The sequence below is a fragment of the Streptomyces sp. NPDC026246 genome (assembly GCF_055567995.1).
In genome coordinates this window covers 43114-61672 of record NZ_JBVHPJ010000005.1, presented here as the reverse complement: position 1 = coordinate 61672, position 18559 = coordinate 43114, and the positions used below count along the sequence as shown (strand labels likewise).

The window sequence follows — 18559 nt, the reverse complement described above, 5'->3', positions numbered from 1 at the left end:
CCCCGCCCGCCACGGCTCGTCCGGCAGGCACCGACACCCGCCGGACAGGCCGCCCTTCGGCGTGGCCGCCCGCCACCCCGCCGTGTGACAAGGAAAGGACCCATGAACCTGCACCGTGACTCGACCGGCCGCGCTCTTCTCGAGCAGTTGCCCCCACCCCTGCCCGCCGACCGGATCATCGCCCTCAACCAGCCCAAGGCGGATCTGCACACGACTCGTTCCTACGAGTGGAACGGCTGGACGTTCGACGTTCCGCCCGGCGTCTTCCTACCCGGCTGGACCAGCCGCCTGATCCACGAACGCGTCCTGGACGGCCGTATCGAGACCCGCGGCCTGCGGTACGCCGCCATGGGCGTCGGCCTGGGCGTCGAGGCCGTCGCGGCGGGTGTCCGGGGCGCCCGGGAGATCCACGCCCTCGACGTCCACCCCGAGAGCGTGGCCGCCGCCACCCGTCACTACCGGCGCCTGGTCGGCGAACACCCCCCGTTTCTGCCCGCAGTGAGTGACGTGTTCGACGCTCTCCCCGAGGGAGTCCAGCTGGACGTCGTCACCTTCAACCCGCCCGCCGTCAGCCAGACCGTCAGTGACGACCCCGACGTCGTGCGCAACGTGTGCGTGGGCGTGCCACTGCTGGCGACGTTCTTCGCCCAGATCACGGAGAAGGACCTGCTGGCCCCCGGCGGTGAGATCCACGTGATCGCCTCCAACACCGCGGACCTGCGCGCCCTGGTCCAGCACGCCCTGGACCACGGGCTCAGCCCCCGGATCGACCACCTCCACGACTGGCAGGACGGCGTGCTCACCTACCTCTTCCGCATCACCCACGACACTCCCCGCACCGGAGGACAGCGATGAAGAACACCGAGGAACTCCTGGCCGCCGTCCTTGCCGGCGAGCACGGCCCCCGCCCCGCCGACCTCGTCGCCACCAGCGTCTTCTGGGTGCACCACGGCACCCGCCTGGCCGGCGGCAACACCACCTACCTCAACCAGTACGTCCTCGTCCGCCTGGGCGACTCCTTCGGCGGCTGCGCCTTCGAGGCGGGCGAGGTCGACCCGTCCCTGTGCCGCGACGCCTCCGGTACTCCCGTCGACACGCTGTTGCGCGAGGCGCCGAAGGCGCTCAAGGTCGCCGCGCTCGACGCCTACCTCAGCTCGGTCCGCCCGCACCGGGAGGCGACGGAGGCGGAACCCGTCACCCTGCCCGCCGGGACACCCGAGACCCGGGCGCTGGCCCGGGACGCGGCCGTCGCCGGGCTCCTCGACATCGACACCGGAGCCAAGGTCGCTCTGATCGGGGTGGTCAACCCGCTCGTCGCGGCCATCCGCGAGCGCGGCGGTGACCCGCTGCTCTGCGACTTCAACCTCCGCACCACCCAGTGGGGCGACCCGGTCACCGACGACATGCACGAGGTCCTCGACACCGCCGACGCCGTTGTGGCCACCGGCATGACGCTCGGCAACGGAAGCTTCGACACCGTCCTGGCCCGCTGCCGCGAACGCGGCGTACCCCTGGTCGTCTACGCCCAGACCGGCAGCGCCGTGGCGCGCGCCTTCCTCGGACGGGGCGTGACCGCCCTGTCCGCGGAGCCCTTCCCCTTCTCCCAGTTCAGCGCCGACCCCACCACCCTGTACCGCTACCGGGCGGCGGGCCACGCATGACGGCCGCCACCCGCCGACCGGGCGCCCCTGCCCGTGACACGGAGGGCACCGGACGCGCCGCCTGCCACCATGGCGAAATCCTGCAAGGCGTCTTCCTCGACCAGCGGCGTCGCCCCGTCCACGCACTGGTCACGCTGCCGATGCACGGACCGGGCAGCACCGCCCGCTTCACATGCCGGCCGGGCAGGCCAGCGGACGAGGTGACGGTGACGCCCGCCGGCCGCACCAAGGCGCGGGCGGCCGCCGTCCTGGCGGTACGGGAGTGCGCCGCACGCCGCGACGCGGAGCCCTGCGGCGGGGAGCTGACGCTCGCCGGGGACCTCCCCGTCGGGCTCGGCATGGGATCCTCCACCAGCGACGTCATCGCCACCGTGCGGGCGGTCGCGGACTCCTGGGGCGTGCTGCTGCCCGCGGAGACGATCGCCCGCATCGCGGTGCGCGCCGAAGGGGCCAGCGACCCCTTGATGCACGGTGCACGGCCGCTGCTTTTCGCCCAGCGCGAGGGCCGCGTCCTCGAAGTACTGGGTTCCGTGCTGCCGCCCGCCGTGGTCGTCGGGTGCGCGCTCGGCGGCGGCGCACCGGTCGACACCCTCTCCCTCCCCGCCCTCCACCACCACGACGACGACCTCGCCGCCTACGGCCACCTGCGCCGGATGCTCCGCCGGGCGGTGGCCGACGCCGACACCGCCCTGCTCGGCCGGGTCGGCACCGCCAGCGCCCGGCTGCGCCAACGCGTCCTGTGGCACCCCGAGTTCCCCGCGCTCACCGGAATCGCCGACGCAACCGGCGCCGTCGGCGTGCAGGTCGCCCACAGCGGCAACGTCGCCGGCATCCTCTTCGACCCCCGCGCGCCCGGCCTGCGCCACGCTCTGCGCCGGTGCACCCGCGCCCTCGAACGCGAGGGCATCACGCCGACCCGCACCTTCACCACCTTCACGTCCCCCAGCAGTGAGGAGTCCCCGTGGACGAACACATCTCGGAAGCCATCGGACGCCCGGACCTGATACGTCTCGACGACGGCCTGCTCTGCCTCCGCTTCGAGACCATGAAGGTCGTCTCCGCCCTGGCCGCCGTACGCCACCTGCTCGACACCGGAGCCGTACGACGCGGCGACACCCTGGTCGACAGCTCCAGCGGCATCTACGCCTACGCACTCGCCCTGGCCTGCCATCGCTACGGCATGCGCTGCCACATCGTCGGCTCCACCACCGTCGACCGGACCCTGCGCGCCCAACTCGACGTACTCGGCGCCCACCTGGAGCAGATGCCGCCCAGCAGCAGCCTCAAGCTCGACCAGAACCGCCGCGTCGCCCGCGTACGCGAGATCCTGCGGGAACACCCGGACTACCACTGGATGCGCCAGTACCACGACGACATCCACTACCTCGGCTACGAAGCCGTCGCCGAGCAGATTCACGACCGGATCGGTGGCGACTCCCTCACCTTCGTCGGTGGCGTGGGCTCCGGAGCCTCCACCGGCGCCCTCACCCACTACCTGAGGAAACGCTCCGTCGACGTACGGCTCGTGGGCGTCCAACCGTACGGGAGCGTCACCTTCGGCAGCGACCACGTCGCCGACCCGGAGATCATCATCGCCGGGATCGGCAGCTCCATCCCCTTCGGCAACGTCCGCCACGACCTCTACGACACCCTGCACTGGCTCGCCTTCGACGCCGCACTCGCCGGCAACGTCGACCTGCTGCGCCGGCACGCCGTCTTCGCGGGTCTCTCCACCGGAGCCGCCTACCTGGCCGCGCGGTGGGAACGCCGCGAAGAGCCCGGCCGTACCGTCCTGTTCCTCGCCGCCGACACCGGCCACCGCTACGTCGACACCGTGTTCACCCGGCACCACGAGGCCGCCCGGATCGAGGACCTGGCGCCTCGTACGGTGAGCGGCACGGACGACCTGTCCCTCCCGTGGTCCCGCATGCACTGGGCCGGGTCACCGGCGCCCGAGGCGGCGCTCTTCGACTAGGCCGCAGTAATTGAAGGTGTACGCAGAGCACTGGGGAAGATGGTTTCAGTACGGGCCGTCAGTTTCCGTCGGCAGTGCGCGAGATGCCGCTGGCTCACGCCCCGCGGGCGGTGCGGCGGGTGACTCGTTGGTGTCGTCACCCGCCGCACGAGCCTCGTGCGCCGGGTCAGCTGTAGGGGATCACCACCACGGACTTGTCCGTGCCGGTCTGGAGCTTCGAGGTGCCGTTGCCGATGGCGTTCCAGACCTCCAGGCGGACGGTTCCACCCTTGAGATTGCCCAGGGTGCCTGTGGAGGCCTTGAGGCCGCGGGTCTGCGCGTACTCCTCCCACCCGGCGACCGGGTCGGTGGCGAAGTAGTTGTACGTCTCGGTCCGGTCGAAGCTCCCGTCACCGGTGAAGTCGTAGCTGACACGGGCCTGCTGGCCGAGGCCGACGGTGGTGCCGGCGTCCACCTGCAACCGGAACGTCGTCCCCGCACCCGGAGTGAGAGTGCCGTTGACGCCGCGGACCTCGTAGACGAGAGGCTGGTACGGCGTGCCGTCGTGGTTGGCGCCGCCGCCCGAGGCGATCGTGTCGCTGCCGGAGGTGCCACCGGTCGCCGTGGTCAGTACTCCACCGCTGCGCAGCTGGAAGGTGTTCCCCGTCGGCGGGTCGGGATCCGGGTCGGGGTCCGAGGAACCCGACCCCGTGGTGCTCGCGGTGGAGCGAGCCGGGACGGAGAGGGTCTTCCCGTCCGAGAAGGTGACGGTCCGCGCCGACGCCCCGTGGTTGTGGGCGACGTAGGTACGGGTCGTCCCCTTGGAGAAGACGGCCGAGGTGGGGAGGTCGCCGGTCACCGTGGCATCCGGCGCGCCGATCGCGTCGAGCGTGTTGATCCAGTGATACGTGTGCGCCTTGGACTCGCCCTGCTCCGGCGTGTAGTTCGCGTTGCCGGCGTCCCACTTCGACTTGGCCGAGGCGGGGTCGGCCAGGGACTGGAACTCCCAGAGGATGTCGCGCCACTCGACGGCGGGGCCGCCGTTCTCCCGTTCCATCTCGGCGATGTTGCGCCGGATCGCGGCCTTCTCACCGCCGAGGTGCAGTGAACCACCGGTGACGGGCAGGACGTTGATGCCGTGGATCTCCTCGGGGTTGGCGGTCCACCAGGTGGAATAGGCCGCGCCGCTGCCCCACACCATGCCGGCCGTGTCGTGGTTGAAGGAGGAGGGGAAGACCTGCTCGTCCGCGTCGAACCAGTACTGCGCGATCGCTTCCGACTCGGTGGTCAGCAGGTAGGTGCCGAGGTCGCGCAGCGAGGTGTCTCCGGTGGCGGAACCCCACAGGACCAGGGCCGCGCTGAGGTTGGTGGACTCGGAGGAGGACTCCTGGTTGTTGCCGGCGGCGAAGCCCTGGTGGCCGGAGGCCCAGCTGTGGCCGGCGTAGACGTCGAAGCCGCGCAGGAAGGGGAGGGCGGTGTCGGTGCGGCCGGGGTTGGCGGCGTCTCGCACGAGGGTCTTGACCATGCCGCCCCATGCGGAGTCGGCGGCCCATCCCTGGTCGTACTGCGCGACGATCGCGGCCGCGTAGACGTAGTAGCTGTAGTGGAAGTGGTGGTCGTTGAGCTCGGTGTCGCTGCCGTACGAAGCCGGATAGCCCGTGAGGGTCTTCCAGTCCTTGTCGTAGCTGAACTCGTTGGCGCCACCCGCGGTGAACCAGTCCTGGAGCTTGCCCTTGAGCAGCCCGAGCAGACGGTCGCGCGTGCCGGTCTCACCGATCTGCTCGGCCAGCGGGACGAGTTGGGCGAGGCGGCCGAGCGCCTTGCCGGTCCAGTAGGTGTCCGTGGCGCCGGAGAAGGGGTCGGAGGCGTTCACGACCTCGTTCAGGTAGCCGCGCAGCCGGGCCGCGTCCACGCCACTGGATTTCGGCAGCCCGGGCAGTACCGCCGCCGCCTTCTGGCTCGTGGTGAAGGAGGCCGACTCGCGGACCTTCATGGTGCCGCGGGGTGAGACGTAGGTGTAGGAGGTCAGCGCGTCGGAGGTGTTGAGCCACTGGTGGCGGTAGAGCGCCTGCAGCGTGCCCCGTTCGGTCCCCTCCTTCGCCTCCGTGGTGAGCGTGTAGGTGGCTCTGACCGTGCCGCCGGAGTAGCTCCAGGCGACCTTGGAGTCGGTCACGAAGCTGAAGGCGTACTTCTTGAAGGTCGCGAGCGCGCCCGTGGACGGCAGTACGGCGACGGAGAAGTAGTCCTTGGAGCCCAGGCCCGCGGTGACGGTGGAGCCGGAGACGTTCCAGTCACTGCCGGTGGGCGCGAAGAGGGCGTAGTGATGCCCGGCGACGGTGATGCCGAGGACGTTGCCCTGGTCGCTGAAGACCGTGGGTGCGCCGGCGGTGGTGATCTGCGCGTTGCCACCCGTGCCCTTGGCGTAGACGAACGGGGAGCCGTGGCCGATGGTGGTGCGCAGGGTACGGGTGCCGTCGGACCACAGCGGAGTGACCGTCCAGTCGGACCAGTCGTCGGCCTTGGTGTCGGGCGAGTTGAGGCCGCTCAGGCCGATGGTGAGGTCCCGCTTGTGGGCGTACTCGTACTGACGGCCGTCACCGACGATCGAGGGGGAGGTCGGGTAGCCGATGTCGAGCCCGCCGGACGTGGCCTGGTAGGTGAGGGGGTGCCCGTACATGGGGGTCGACCACGGGTTGTCGCCGTAGCGCTGGAAGGCGAGGGAGGACCACCAGTCGTTGGTGGGCACGGCCCGGTTCCGCGCGGCGGCGGTCACCTTGGGCGTGACCGGCGTTCCTGTGTTGGTGGTGGGGCCCGACGTGCCGGACGGCCGGGTGTCGGAGTAGCTGCCCGAGCCGACGGGCACGGTGGCCGCGGCCGCCGGCGTGGCGGCGGGGCCGAGACCGAACGCGGCGAGGGCTGGGGCGAGCAGCAGGATCGCTGCCCGTCTGGAGTGTGGGGATGGCATGCGGCACCTCAAGTCTTCACAGGAGGGGAGTCTGAGAGCGCTCTCAGATGGCCGGAACGTAAATGCTGGGTAATGGAGGTGTCAATGGCCTGAACACAACCGGTAGTTGATGGCGCATCGCATCCGTTATGTCTTCGCAGGTTGACGACGAAGCTCTCATGCGATCGCTGCGGCTGCGCTCAGACGCCAGTGACCAGGGGGTTGCCGCTCTACTCGTCGTGCACCCGGGGGGCCGCCAACGCGTCCGCCGCCGGCGAGATGGGTGGCGTGCTCGCCACATTCTCGCGTCGGCCCGAAGCCGCACGAGACGATCGGGCTCCGTGACCGTGCGCCGTCCAGCCCGGCACCGGCTTCGCCCCGCCCGGTCGCCGCCTTGCCGCATGCCGTCCGGGCGTCGGCCACTCATCAGCCCGCGTCGCGCAGTGCCTGTTCCTTGGCCTGCCGATAGCCGGCGATGGTCGAGCGGTCCTCCGCAGTGAGCAGCTTGCCCTCGACCCTTCGCTGGACGCCCGCAATGGTCTTGGCCAGTTCGGTCTCGGTCTGGCACTGGGCGTCGGCCTTCGCTGCCGTGATCTCGTCGCGGCCGAGCGCTCGCAGCCGCTGCTCGTCCTGCGCAGCCGTTTTGAGACGGGAGTTGAGGGGTGCGCGCGCGGCCTGGAGGTCCGTCGCGGGATGCCCTGCGTTCGTCATGCAGGCGGACCAGCGCCGGAGCGCCTCACGATAGGCCGGATCGTCCTCGACGGTGGCGAGCACCCGGTTCGCCAGTTTCATGGTGAGTGGCTCCAGCGTGTTCCACTTCGGTCCGTACACCTCAGCGTTCGCGCGGGCGACACAACCGTCCGCCGAGTACTGCACCGTGGTCCCGCCCGTGAGTCGCAGCGTCACCCGGCGCTCCGGGGTTCCGGTCAGGGCCTCCTGCCAAGCCTTCGAGCGCGGCTTCTCGACGGGTGGCGGAGTGGATCGCAGGTGAAGGTACTCGCCGACGATGCCGTAACCGTCCGCGGCGGCCCGCTGCGGGGTGAGCAGTCCGTACGGGTTGGTCTCCGCGCTGCGTGCCGAGGAGTTGGCGGGCTGTGCCGTGTATTCCTGGCCACGGCCAGTCATACAGGCGGTCACGGCTCGCTCCGTGCGGTCGTGCAGACGCACCGAGTCGGCGTGACTCACCGCGGTGGCTCCCGAGAGCGGGCGGACGTCGGGGGGTGCGAGCGCGCGGCCGGGCTCCTCCGAGAAGGAGCAACCGGCCGCGGCCAGTGCGGTGATCAGCACCAGGTGAGGGAACCGCCCGCGGTATCGGCTCAGCACCAGCGGTTGGAGGCGACGTTGTCCTTCCACGGGCTGTACAGAGGGGAGTACGTCCAACCCCGCTGGGCCACGGCGACCGAACCCGTGTAGTTCAGGCCCGAGTAGACGCGAACGTCACAGTTGTTCCCGTTGTTGTACAGCGACTCCGCGTTGTTGAACTTGTTGTACTGCAGCAGGTTGGTGTTGTTGCCGTAGACCGTTCCGGGGTCACCCGCGCCGCCGGTGCCCAGATACGCGCACAGCGCACCGGACGGGCAGTCGGACCAGGCCGCGTTGGCGGGGCCGGCGGTCATCAGCGCGGTGGCGGCAAGCGCCGCAGCACCTAATACGACACCGGCCTTGGAGACCATCCGTTTCATATTCCGTCCTTCGATCGGTGCCCGCTCTGCTCAGCGGTCACGAGGGGAGAGATGGCGCCGAGACGGTCGCGACGTGTCGCGCAGGCGAATGCCGGTCGGGATTCCCTGCGCGATGCGTCGCCCACCAGGTGGCGAGCCGTCCAGCGCGCCGGCGCACCGGGAGGACCGTCGGGCCAAGACTTTCAGCGGGCAGCGGCCTTATGTACCGGGGAACCAGCCATAGTTGGACGGTGCGTGACACCGCACGTGAGGCGGGGCCGGTGGAGCGGGGCGGTCGGTGCGGGTGTGGTTGGGCCGGTCAGGATGTCTTGACCGCCTTCGATCCCTCGGGGCAGCGCTCGCGGGCGGCCTGGCGACCGCTCTCGAGCTCCGACGGGTCGTCGGAACAGGGGAGGAAGCCGGAGCCGGTCCCCTCCCAGGTCCGGACGTGGCCCCTCACCGGCGTGTCGGAGCCGCAGGCGTAGGTGAAGTCGGCCTCGACGGCCTTGCGGTAACCCCACGAGTAGTACGCACCTTTGAGATCCCCGGTCGCCGCCTCGAAGACGTGTCCGAGACGCTCCTCGGGCACGTCGCGCTCGCTCGGGTCGGCGAGCGGCTCTTCCACCCGGAGGTGCTTTCCCAAGGCTTTGATCACGTCGGCAGCGCTGACCCCTTGCGGTGTTACGTTCACCTCGGGCTTCACGCCGGTCTCGCCGACCGGCTTGAGTCGGGCCGAGTAGGACGCCGTCTTCCTCTTCAACCGGATGGGGTCGGCGAGTTCGGTCAGCTCCTCCGAGCGCTGTACATCCGACCAGGCGTATGTCCCGTCCGTGCACGGGCCGGCGCTCTCCTGCTTGCCGCCCGTACAGGCTGCCGGCCCTGCTGAGAGGACCACCGTGGCCAGAGCGGTCCCGCTGAGTCTCCGTGCTGTGCAGCGCATGCGTCGGCTCCCGTCCCCCGTGTGCGGACGCCCGGCGCCCGCACCATGATCACTGGAGGAACATGGTGCGGGCGCCGGGCGGAAAACAGCAAGGAGATCCAGCGTGTCCCGGGCTGGAGGCCGACCGTGCCGGCGGCGTGTCACTTCACGCCATGGCCAGACAGCTGATCACGGCTTGCGGGCGAGTCCGCCGTGCTCGGCGATGACGTGCGGGGCCGGGTCGGTGGAGTCGGGCCGCCACTGGGGGACGGATACGACGCCGGGCTCCAGGAGCTCCAAGCCGTCGAAGAACGAGGTGATCTCGTCGACGGTGCGCAGCGTGTACGGCACCGCGCCGCTCTTGTTGTACCCGTCCTGCGCCTGCTCGAAGACCGGGTCGATGCCTCGCGAACCGTCGTTGATGGAGAGGTAGCTGCCGGACGGCAGTGCTCCCATCAGACGGGTCACGATCGAACGCGCCTGGTCGTAGTCCTCGATGTGCCCCAGGATGTTGCTGAGGATCAAGGCCGTCGGCCGGCTGAAGTCCAGCGTGTCCGCGGCGGCCGCCAGGATGCGGTCCGGGTCGAGCACGTCCGAGTCGACGTAGGCGGTCGCCCCCTCCGGCGTGGAGTAGAGCAGAGCCCGGGCGTGCGCCAGCACCATCGGGTCGTTGTCGGCGTAGACGATCCGCGACTCCGGGGCGATCCGCTGGGCGACCTCGTGCGTGTTGTCGGCGGTCGGCAGCCCTGTCCCGACATCGAGGAACTGGCGAATGCCCACCTCGGCGATCAGGTACGTGATGTTGCGGCGCAGGAAGGCGCGGCTGCTGCGCGCGATGGTCACGATGCCGGGGAACACGGCGGTGTAGGCGTCGCCGGCCTGCTCGTCGACCGGGTAGTTGTCCTTCCCGCCCAGCCAGTAGTTCCAGATGCGGGCCGAATGCGGCACGGAGGTGTCGATGTTCTGATGCCCTGCCGGTCCGGACGCGGTCGTGTGGTCGGTCATGTCTGCCGTCTGTCTTTCAGCCGAAGCATTGGGTTCAGGGCATAACGTATTGCCTGACCCCCCTGCTCCGTAAGGCAGTTCAGCTATCCGGCCCATCCGACCAGCAGTTGGTGGCGTCGGAACCACTCTCGCTGGACGCGGCCCGGTCGTTGACCGCGCCGGAGCCGCGGTGCGTCTCCGGCGCGGTGAGGGAATGGTGGTCTACGCGTGGTGCAGCTCCGCGGAGCGGCCGACTCGCACGCGGCCCTCCGGCGGACGCAGCGCACTGACCTCCGTCCAGTCCTTGGCGAAGCTGCCCGGGGGTATGACGGTGACGTCTGCGAGGTTGTTGCCGTCGTCGATGGAGCAGATGACGCCGCGTCCTTTGGACCTGCCGTAGAACAGGATGCGATCGCCGCTGACGGCGGTGATCTGGGTCCAGTCGGTGGCGAAGCTGCCCGGGGGTATGACGGTGACGTCTGCGATGTTGTTGGCATCGTCGATGGAGCAGACGACGCCGCGGCCTCTGGTGGCGCTGTAGAACAGGATGCGGTCGTTGCTGAGCGCGGCGATCTCCGTCCAGTCCTTGGCGAAGCTGCCCGGGGGTATGACGGTCACGTCTGCGAGGTTGTTGCCGTCGTCGATGGAGCAGACGACGCCGCGTCCTTTGGACTTGCCGTAGAAGAGGACGCGGTCGCCGCTCAGCGCGGTGACCTCTGTCCAGTCGGTGGCCAAGCTGCCGTTGGGCATGACGGTGACGTCCGCGATGTTGTTGTCGTCATCGACGGAGCAGACGACGCCGCCGCCCCTGGTTGCGCTGTAGAACAGGAGTCGATCGCCGCTCAGGCCGGTGAAGGCGGTCCAGTCCTTGGCGAAGCTGCCCGCGGATATGACGGTGACGTCCCTGAGATGGTTGGCGGCGTCGAGGGCGGCGACGACCCCACGTCCTTTGTCCGCGCCGTAGAAAAGTATGCGATCCGACATTGTCAGCTCCTTCTTCCGATGTGTTCCAATGGTGATTCCGCTCGGGTGTCGAGTTTCCCGAACTCGTTGCCCAAGAATGCTGGGTAATTCCATTTGCGATATTACTCGCACCCTGTCTGACCTGCACCTTGTCCACATGCGGGAAGATTCCGGATCGTATCCGGATCAAATGTTGAGGGCGAAATGAACACCCTGTCGACTCAGGGGTGCGTCCCTACGCGAATAACGCGAGCAGAGCCTGCGGGATCACCGCCGCCGGGCGGACGCCGAGCGGAACGAACAGGGAAGGGAAACCCGCTTCGGCGCTGACTTGCGTTGACGCCCGTGTGGCGGGAAATTGGAGGTGAGAGCCCTGTTGAGGTGAACTCCGGGTCGCTCGGCGGAGGGCGGAACCATGGTGGATTCCCCTGTGCGGATCATCCCTGACGAAGACGGAGACGTGGCGGGCAGGCGGAAGTCCTCCTGGCACCAGCGCGCCTCGGCCTATGTCGCCGAGCTTCAGGGCGACCTGGGCACGATCGAGGCCCGCGGCGAGTTGTCGAGCGAACGCCAGCGCCTCGTGAACAAGGCCAAGGTTCAGCTCGAGGCAGCTCGGGAGGCTCTCAACGGCAGGGACACCCCTCTGTCCCTGTTGTCCGGCTCTGCCGTGGACCGCACCTGGGCGAACATCCACCGCGCCGAGGTCACCATCCTGAAGCTCGCCGGGGAGGCGGAGCTGGCGTGGTGGGGCCGCGAGGTGCTCGCGCGGGCGCAGCAGCACCTCGGTGACGAGGACCCGCTGCGCAACGAACTGGAGCTGCAGCTCCGTTCGAACGGGCACGACGTGGACTCCCGGTTCCGGGACCTCGCGGTGCGGGCCTTGCGCGCCGCCAACGACGCCCAGGATCTGGAGAGGGCGAGAGCACGCAGCTTCCGCAACATCCTGCTGACCTCGGTCCTTCTCACCGCCCTCATCGCCGGGCTCATCGTCTTCTGGGGATACGCCGAGCCGAGCGCGATAGCGCAGAACCTCTGCTTCAGACCGAACACCAACCTGGTCTGCCCGATCGACGGGACGCCGGAGGGCGCCGACGTACTCATCGTGGAGTTCTTCGGGCTGTGCGGGGCGGCTCTGGCCGGAGCCGTGTCCCTGCGCCACATGCAGGGCACCGCGACACCGTACATGGTGCCCATCTGCCTGTTGCTGCTGCGGCTGCCGGTCGGCGCCCTGGCCGCGGTCTTCGGTCTGCTCGTGATCCAGGGCGGCTTCGTGCCGGGACTGACGGATCTGGACTCCGGTGCTCAGATCCTTGCCTGGGCCCTCATGTTCGGCATCGCCCAGGAAAGCGTGACACGCCTCGTCGACCAGCAGAGCAAACGGGTTCTGGGCAACGTCAGGGGCCCGTCGAGGGGCCTTCGGGACGAGGACGAACCCGACGAGAGGTAGGCCCGCCCGGTGCAGGCCCCCATCGCCTGGCGGACGTCGACCAGGGACCCTGCCGACGAGCAGGTGCAGGGTCCCCGCGCGACCGCCTGCAGCGCCCCCGCCTGAAGGTGCCTGACTGCGCGTGTGAAGTCACGCCGGTCGCGAGCCCGTTCACACCCTGACATCTGTCAGTGTCGCGACGCTCCTTGCCCGCACTACGGTCCTGATCGCTGACGCGGGGGAGCGCCGGCCGCTGCGGCGCACGGTGGAGCAGAGCAGAGCCGGCGCTCCGGCGAGTAACAGCAACAGCCGTGGTGGCGGCATCCGGCCGTCGGAACGGCCGCATCGGTTGCGACTACTGAGGGAATCACATGACCTTGAGAAGAATCAGAACACGGGTGGCTGCGATGGTCGTGGCGATGATCGCCGCAGTCCTCGTTCCCCTGGCGGCGTCGGCACCGGCACAGGCCGCGCAGGACGGCGCGGCCGGGACGACCGCATGGACACCGCAGATCTCCCCGTTGTTCTCGGGCGAGTGGGTGAAGCGGGACGTGCCGGCCGACAAGCGGAACTCGGAGCTGATCACGTGCTCCCTGGCATCCGGGATCGCCTGCGTGGCCGTGGGCCAGGGCGACGGCAGGCTCAGCATCTTCCACCTGTTCAAGTGCGATACGCGGTCGCTCTCGAACTTCGTCGACTCCCTGTTCGCCCGCAACAACCAGACCGGCGGAGCCCAGGTCCGCTTCTGGGGGCCCACCTACTCGTACCACGCCCCCGCGGACGGCCAGATCTACAGCTTCCCGGACTACGCGACCTACGACTTCAACAGCCTCGACATCTGCTGAGGACGCGTGGACCCGGGCACCGCTGATCATGGTGTCCGGGTCCCTGCGCGGCGCTGCGCCTCGATCACACCATCGGCACGGGTGTCTCCGTCCCGCAGTCCGAGACGCCGTCGAGCCACGCCGGTCCCTTGATGTAGATGTTGCTCACCCACGCCCGGTAGTCCGGCAGGTACGACCACACGTCGTTGTCGTAGCCCTCGGCGCTGACCATCTCCGCGTGGATCTGGCACTGCACCCGGATGGTGGTGGAGTACGGGAAGGCGTACACGCGTGCCGCGCCGAGCGAGGGCTTGGCCTTGGTCCACACGTCGGTGCCCCAGGTCTGGTGGATGTGACCGGTGACCTGGCCGGTGTTGACGCGGACGGCTCCGAAGTAGCCGTTCATGCGGACGTCACTGACCATGAGCCGGGTGCCCGACTCCTTCGCCTCGACCATTTTGCCCGCGCCCAGGTAGATGGCGATGTGGTGCAGGTCGCTCGGCGTGCCCCAGGCGAGCAGGTCGCCGGGCAGCAGCGGAGCGAGGCCCTGTGCGGCCGTGAAGCGGGCCGCCGCGCGGTGCGTGTAGTACTGCTGGCTGGCGATGCCGTCGAGGATGTCGGAGCCCGCCGCCTTGGCGTAGGCGTGCCGTACCAGGCCGGAGCAGTCGAAGCCGAGCCGCTCGGGGTCGTGCGCGCTGTCGGGGTCGGTGGGGTCGACCTGTCCATAGGTGGCGCCCGGTCGGGGGCCGTGGCCGCCGCCCCACGTGTACCAGGTGCCGGCCGCCACCTCGGCGCAGGCGGCGGCGATCGCCCGCTCCGCAGCGGCGGAGGCCCCGGGCGCCAGGGCGCCGCACGCAGCGGCGGCCGACCGCGGCGCGGACTCCGGGCCGGGCGCGGCGGTGGCGGACACCGGCGCCCAGAACATCAGGGCCATGAAGGCGATCAGTGTGCGGATGAGACCGGTCCGGCGGACCATGCCAGGACCCCCGTTTCCTGTAGGCGGTGAAGAATTGGTCGCACAGCAGCCTGCTGGCCGCGGCCCGTGACCGTCGACGCTCCGACCGTCGCCTGTTGCCGACAGGCAACGGGAAACACCTGGGAAACCCCCTCCGAGCAGGGACCCCGATGCTCAGTCCCGCTCGTCGCAAGGGGTTTTGGCCGAGAGCGGGACCCCTGGCAACAGTGCGGCGCGTTCGTCCGCGGTCAGGTCCGCGCGCAGCCGGCAGATCTCCGCAAGGCGGGACCCGGGGTCGAGGTCCCACAGCCGTACGGTGCCGTCGGTGCTGCTGCTGGCGACCGTGCGTCCGTCCGGAGCGAAGACCACGCTCCACACCGCGTCGGTGTGCCCGGTCAACGTTGCCCACGGACGCCGTGCGGCCACGTCCCACAGACGCACCGTACGGTCGTTGCCGCTGCTGGCGAGCGTACGGCCGTCCGGGGCGAAGGCGATGCCCCGGGTGGAGCCGATGTGCCCCGTCAGCACGGCCTGCGCACGCCGCCGTCCCACGTCCCACAGCCGGATGGTGCCGTCGTTGCCGCTGCTGGCCAGGGTCCGCCCGTCCGGGGCGAAGGCGACGCCGCGGACCGCGCCGGTGTGGCCGCCCAGCGTGTCGAGGAGCCGTCGCGCGGACACGTCCCACAGCCGTACGGCCAGATCGTCGCCCGCACTTGCCAGGGTCCGGCCGTCGGGGCTGAAGGCGACACTGTTGACGTAGTCGCGGTGGCCGGACAGCGTCGCCCGCGGCGTGCGTTCGCCCACACTCCACAGGCGCACCGTGCGATCGGCGCCGGCCGAGGCCAGACTCCGGCCGTCGGGCGCGAAGGCGACGGAGAGCACCTGCCCCGTGTGGCCGGTCAGCGTCCTCACCAGGGAGCGGGCAGCCACGTCCCACAACCGGATCGTGCCGTCGGAGCCCGCGGACGCCAGAGTTCGCCCGTCGGGTGCGAAGGACACCGAGAAGACCGCCTCCGTGTGGCCCCGCAGCGTCCCCACCAACCGCCGCCCGCGCACCTCCCACAGGCGCACGGTGTGGTCGGTGTCGGCCGTGGCCAGCAGGGACCCGTCCGGGCTGTACCGCGCCTGCCACACCTCCGTGAACGGACGCGCAGTCAGCACCGGACCGCCCAGGTCCCACAGGACCACGGACCGGTCGAACCCCGCGGTGGCCAGGAGGGCACCGTCCGAGGTCACGGCCGCCCCCATGACGTAGTCGGTGTGGCCGGCCAGCACGGCCGTCTGCCGGCCGCTGCGGACATCCCACAACCGGGTCGTGCCGTCACCGACCGCGCCGATCACCGTGGCGCCGTCGGGGGTGTACGTCACGGCGTTGATGTCGTCGCTGCTCCCCGGCAGCGTCGCACTGAGCCGGCGACCGCGGACGTCCCACAGCCGTACCGTCCGGTCGATGCCGCCGGAGGCCACCTTGCGGCCGTCCGGGGAGAACGCGACGCCCAGCACTTCGTCGGTGTGCCCTTTCAGCACCGTCGACTGCGCCGCCCGGTCGGTGTCCCACAACCGCACCGTCCGGTCGGTGCCGGCGGAGACCAGGGCCCGGCCGTTCCGCGCGTACCCCAGGGCGTTGACCGAGCCCTGGTGTCCGGTCAGGGTCGCGGCGATCCGCGGAGTGCCCGCGGTGTCCCACAGCTCGATCACCCCGCGCGTGGTCGCGACGGCGAGCCTGCCCCCGCGGGGGTCGAAGGCCAGCGTCCGGGAGCCGCTGGTGCCTTCACCGAGCAGGGCCGTCCGCCGGGACCCGGCGACGTCCCACAGACTCACGGGACCGAGTGCCGACGTCGCCGCCAGGAAGCGGCCGTCGGGACTGAAGGCGATCGACCGGACAGGACCGTGCACCGCGAACGTGGCAGTCGTACGGCGGTCGTGCACCCGGCGCAACGTCACCGTCCCGTCGGAACTGGCCGTCGCCAGGGACCCGTCGCCCGGCGCGAAGGCCACCGCGTTGACCGCGCCCCGGTGGCCGCCCAGCCGGCCGGAGAAGGGCTGGGACTGCGTGCTCAGCAGCGCGCCGCGCGCCTCCGTGGTGGCGTGGGTCCGATAGGCCTCCCCGGCCAGCAGCATCGATGCCTCGGGCTGCCCCCCGGCGAGCGACGCGGAGCGTACGGCGAGGGCCTGGGAGCGGGCGACGGCTTCCTGGTCGAGGGCGCTCTCGCGCTGCTGGTAGGCGAACGCCCCGGCGGTCAGGGCGAGGCCCAGCAGCACGGCGAGGGTTGCCAGCAGCGTCTGCCGCAGCCGGACCTGGCGTCTGCCCTGCCGCTCCAGCACCTCCCGCTCGGCCAGGCTCGCCCCGAGGAAGGACTCCTCGCCGGGACTGAGCCGGCTCCATCCGTCGAGTTCCTCGGCCCAGGAACGCACCGTGTTCAGCCGGGTGCCGCGGTACAGGGCGGACGGATCACGGCCTTCGCGCTCCCATTCCGCGGCGGCGTGGGCCAGTTGCTGGTGGAGCAGCAGTCCGGCGCGGTCGGCGTGGATCCAGTCGCGCAGCCGCGGCCAGGCGTGCAGGAGCGCCTCGTGGGTGATCTCGACGGTGTCGCTGTCCATCGTGATGAGCCGGGCCCGTACGAAGGCGTCGAGCGCGGCGGGAGCGCCGTCGGCGTCGGCGAGCTGCTCCATCAGCGCCGCCCGGCCCATCCGGCGGCGGGTCGCCCCGGCCCCGTCCGCGACGTACACCAGGCGGGACAGAACCCGGCGGATCGTCTTCTGCTCGGCCGGATACAGCCGGGCGAACACGTTCTCGGCGGTGCGTGCGATCGCGCCCCGGATCCCGCCGGCCCGCTCGTACCCGGCGACGGTCAGTGCGGAGCCCTCACGCCGCTGCCAGGTGGCCAGCAGAGCGTGGGAGACGAGAGGGAGGGCGCCCGAGGGTGTCTCGTGCGCGCCGGGGTGGGTCCCGGTGGCGCCGGGGGAGGCGCCGCCCGGTCCGTCGAGCAGTCCCGCGTCGCGCAGGAGCAGGGGGACCAGACCCGGCTGGAGGGTCAGCCCGGCGAGTTGCGCCGGGCGCGTGATGGACTCCCGCAGCTCCGCCAGGGACATCGGGGGGAGCACGTACAACCCGTCGGTGAAGACCGCGGCCAGCTCGGGCAGTTCGAGACAGCTGCCCGTGAAGTCGGCCCGCATGCCGAGCACCACCACGGCGGACCCGTGCCCGCCGGTCTCCGGCCAGGACGCCGCCAGCGTGCGGAGCACCCGGACGAACGACCGGCGTTCGTCCGCGTCCGTGCAGAGCGTGAAGAGTTCCTCGAACTGGTCGACGATCAGCACCGGTCGCCAGGGCGGCGGCCGGCGGTCCCCCGGAGTCTTGGACGGGGTCTCGACCATGGCACGGAGGGCATCCAGCACCGCGTCGGGGCGCCGACGGGCTTCCTCGACGGTGACCCCGAGGTCCCCACCCACCGCCTTCGCGGTGCGCTCCAGCAACTCCTCCAGCGGCCGCGACGTTGGCGTGAACGTCACCACCGGCCACCGGTCGGCACCCGGCATCGGGAAGTCGCCGCGCCGCAGGGCGGGCACCAGCCCGGCGTTGAGCAAGGACGACTTGCCCGCGCCCGAGGGAGCGACCAGCAACAGCGGTCCGCTGCCCACCCGTTCGAAGACCCGCTCCACCAGAGCGGCCGTCGCCTGCTCCCGGCCGAAGAACCACTCCGCGTCCTGCGGGGTGAACGCCGACAGCCCACGGTAAGGACACGGCTCGTGGGACTGCTGCTCGGTCACGGCCGTCTCGGATGCGTCCTCGCCGCCGAAAAGCGGTCTCTCCTGGACGAGCCTGAGCAACTCCCCGTCCGCGTTCAGTACTTGGTCGCAGAGGCGGGCGACGTCGAGGGTCGCTCGCTTCGTCCCGGTCTCGATCTTGCTGAGGTAGCCCTTGCTGTAGTGCGTCTGCCGAGCGAGATCGGTCAGCGACAGGCCGCGTGCCTGCCGCAGTCGTCGCAGTTGCGCGGGGAAGGACTGCGTGGTCAGCGCGTTCCCGTCCCGCCCGTTCCGGTCGTCGGCGTCATGCCCGTGCTGCGGGTCTCCCACGGTGTCCCCCATGGCAGTGCGTCCGTGAGACGGCGGATGCCCAGGCTACTGCGGGGGCGCGCAGGGCAGGCGAGCCTTTCCCCGGGCGTGGCGAAAAGGCGAACGTCCGGAACCGGTGGGGCGGTTCCGGACGTTCTGCGCCGCTTACTGCGCCAGTCGGGCCAGCGAGGCTCCCCAGGCATGCGTGGCGT

14 protein-coding genes are annotated in these 18559 nt (G+C 70.5%); 6 read left to right on the top strand and 8 right to left on the bottom strand.

Annotation, left to right across the window (positions count from 1 at the left end):
- The first annotated feature begins 102 nt into the window (after positions 1 to 102).
- From ACZ4M5_RS14890 to ACZ4M5_RS14875, 4 genes are read left to right on the top strand one after another with little or no spacing between them, the layout of a single operon-like run.
- Positions 103 to 855, top strand: coding sequence for a class I SAM-dependent methyltransferase (locus tag ACZ4M5_RS14890; RefSeq protein ID WP_467736693.1), 753 nt, complete (start codon positions 103 to 105; stop codon positions 853 to 855).
- Positions 852 to 1661, top strand: a complete 810-nt coding sequence (locus ACZ4M5_RS14885) for a Rossmann-like domain-containing protein (protein WP_467736692.1) — start codon at positions 852 to 854, stop codon at positions 1659 to 1661. Before ACZ4M5_RS14890 ends, ACZ4M5_RS14885 begins: the two co-directional genes overlap by 4 nt.
- A complete protein-coding gene (locus ACZ4M5_RS14880; RefSeq protein WP_467736690.1) occupies positions 1658 to 2665 on the top strand; it encodes a GHMP family kinase ATP-binding protein in 1008 nt (335 codons plus the stop codon). Before ACZ4M5_RS14885 ends, ACZ4M5_RS14880 begins: the two co-directional genes overlap by 4 nt.
- A complete protein-coding gene (locus ACZ4M5_RS14875) occupies positions 2623 to 3636 on the top strand; it encodes a pyridoxal-phosphate dependent enzyme (RefSeq protein WP_467736688.1) in 1014 nt (337 codons plus the stop codon). The genes ACZ4M5_RS14880 and ACZ4M5_RS14875 overlap by 43 nt, the downstream gene beginning before the upstream one ends.
- 166 nt (positions 3637 to 3802) lie before the next feature.
- Here ACZ4M5_RS14875 and ACZ4M5_RS14870 read toward each other — a convergent pair whose 3' ends face one another.
- The 6 genes from ACZ4M5_RS14870 to ACZ4M5_RS14845 all read right to left on the bottom strand — a co-directional run bounded on the left by ACZ4M5_RS14870 (position 3803) and on the right by ACZ4M5_RS14845 (position 11107).
- On the bottom strand, positions 3803 to 6580 hold the full coding sequence (locus ACZ4M5_RS14870) for a glycosyl hydrolase (protein WP_467736686.1): 2778 nt from the start codon (positions 6578 to 6580) through the stop codon (positions 3803 to 3805).
- 405 nt (positions 6581 to 6985) lie between these two features.
- Complete coding sequence (locus ACZ4M5_RS14865; RefSeq protein WP_467736684.1) at positions 6986 to 7696, bottom strand: hypothetical protein; 711 nt, start codon at positions 7694 to 7696, stop codon at positions 6986 to 6988.
- 179 nt (positions 7697 to 7875) lie between these two features.
- Positions 7876 to 8241, bottom strand: coding sequence for a peptidase inhibitor family I36 protein (locus ACZ4M5_RS14860; RefSeq protein ID WP_467736682.1), 366 nt, complete (start codon positions 8239 to 8241; stop codon positions 7876 to 7878).
- A gap of 298 nt (positions 8242 to 8539) precedes the next feature.
- The gene (locus tag ACZ4M5_RS14855) at positions 8540 to 9160 is read right to left on the bottom strand and encodes a hypothetical protein (RefSeq protein ID WP_467736680.1); all 621 of its coding nucleotides are present in this window, start codon (positions 9158 to 9160) and stop codon (positions 8540 to 8542) included.
- Between the two features lie 168 nt (positions 9161 to 9328).
- Positions 9329 to 10144 (bottom strand): SAM-dependent methyltransferase, encoded by an 816-nt coding sequence (locus tag ACZ4M5_RS14850; protein ID WP_467736678.1) that lies wholly within the window; start codon positions 10142 to 10144, stop codon positions 9329 to 9331.
- A gap of 201 nt (positions 10145 to 10345) precedes the next feature.
- Positions 10346 to 11107 carry a hypothetical protein gene (locus tag ACZ4M5_RS14845; RefSeq protein WP_467736676.1) on the bottom strand — a complete coding sequence of 254 codons (762 nt, stop codon included), beginning with the start codon at positions 11105 to 11107 and terminating at the stop codon, positions 10346 to 10348.
- 394 nt (positions 11108 to 11501) lie between these two features.
- Between ACZ4M5_RS14845 and ACZ4M5_RS14840 the strand changes: the two genes are divergently transcribed.
- Together ACZ4M5_RS14840 and ACZ4M5_RS14835 are read left to right on the top strand one after the other, a co-directional pair.
- On the top strand, positions 11502 to 12533 hold the full coding sequence (locus ACZ4M5_RS14840; RefSeq protein ID WP_467736674.1) for a hypothetical protein: 1032 nt from the start codon (positions 11502 to 11504) through the stop codon (positions 12531 to 12533).
- Positions 12534 to 12910: 377 nt separating this feature from the next.
- Positions 12911 to 13357, top strand: a complete 447-nt coding sequence (locus ACZ4M5_RS14835) for a hypothetical protein (protein WP_467736672.1) — start codon at positions 12911 to 12913, stop codon at positions 13355 to 13357.
- Positions 13358 to 13421: 64 nt separating this feature from the next.
- Here the strand turns inward: ACZ4M5_RS14835 and ACZ4M5_RS14830 are convergent, their stop codons facing one another.
- Both ACZ4M5_RS14830 and ACZ4M5_RS14825 read right to left on the bottom strand, forming a co-directional pair.
- On the bottom strand, positions 13422 to 14312 hold the full coding sequence (locus ACZ4M5_RS14830) for a C40 family peptidase (RefSeq protein WP_467736670.1): 891 nt from the start codon (positions 14310 to 14312) through the stop codon (positions 13422 to 13424).
- A gap of 153 nt (positions 14313 to 14465) precedes the next feature.
- A complete protein-coding gene (locus ACZ4M5_RS14825; RefSeq protein ID WP_467736668.1) occupies positions 14466 to 18380 on the bottom strand; it encodes an nSTAND1 domain-containing NTPase in 3915 nt (1304 codons plus the stop codon).
- Positions 18381 to 18559: the final 179 nt, after the last annotated feature.

Excerpts from the sequence above, each read along its gene's own strand:
- ACZ4M5_RS14890 (WP_467736693.1), top strand. The coding sequence starts at position 103 with ATGAACCTGCACCGTGACTCGACCGGCCGCGCTCTTCTCGAGCAGTTG.
- ACZ4M5_RS14885 (WP_467736692.1), top strand. The coding sequence starts at position 852 with ATGAAGAACACCGAGGAACTCCTGGCCGCCGTCCTTGCCGGCGAGCAC.
- ACZ4M5_RS14880 (WP_467736690.1), top strand. The coding sequence starts at position 1,658 with ATGACGGCCGCCACCCGCCGACCGGGCGCCCCTGCCCGTGACACGGAG.
- ACZ4M5_RS14870 (WP_467736686.1), bottom strand. The coding sequence starts at position 6,580 with ATGCCATCCCCACACTCCAGACGGGCAGCGATCCTGCTGCTCGCCCCA.
- ACZ4M5_RS14860 (WP_467736682.1), bottom strand. The coding sequence starts at position 8,241 with ATGAAACGGATGGTCTCCAAGGCCGGTGTCGTATTAGGTGCTGCGGCG.
- ACZ4M5_RS14855 (WP_467736680.1), bottom strand. The coding sequence starts at position 9,160 with ATGCGCTGCACAGCACGGAGACTCAGCGGGACCGCTCTGGCCACGGTG.
- ACZ4M5_RS14850 (WP_467736678.1), bottom strand. The coding sequence starts at position 10,144 with ATGACCGACCACACGACCGCGTCCGGACCGGCAGGGCATCAGAACATC.
- ACZ4M5_RS14845 (WP_467736676.1), bottom strand. The coding sequence starts at position 11,107 with ATGTCGGATCGCATACTTTTCTACGGCGCGGACAAAGGACGTGGGGTC.
- ACZ4M5_RS14840 (WP_467736674.1), top strand. The coding sequence starts at position 11,502 with ATGGTGGATTCCCCTGTGCGGATCATCCCTGACGAAGACGGAGACGTG.
- ACZ4M5_RS14830 (WP_467736670.1), bottom strand. The coding sequence starts at position 14,312 with ATGGTCCGCCGGACCGGTCTCATCCGCACACTGATCGCCTTCATGGCC.
- ACZ4M5_RS14825 (WP_467736668.1), bottom strand. The coding sequence starts at position 18,380 with ATGGGGGACACCGTGGGAGACCCGCAGCACGGGCATGACGCCGACGAC.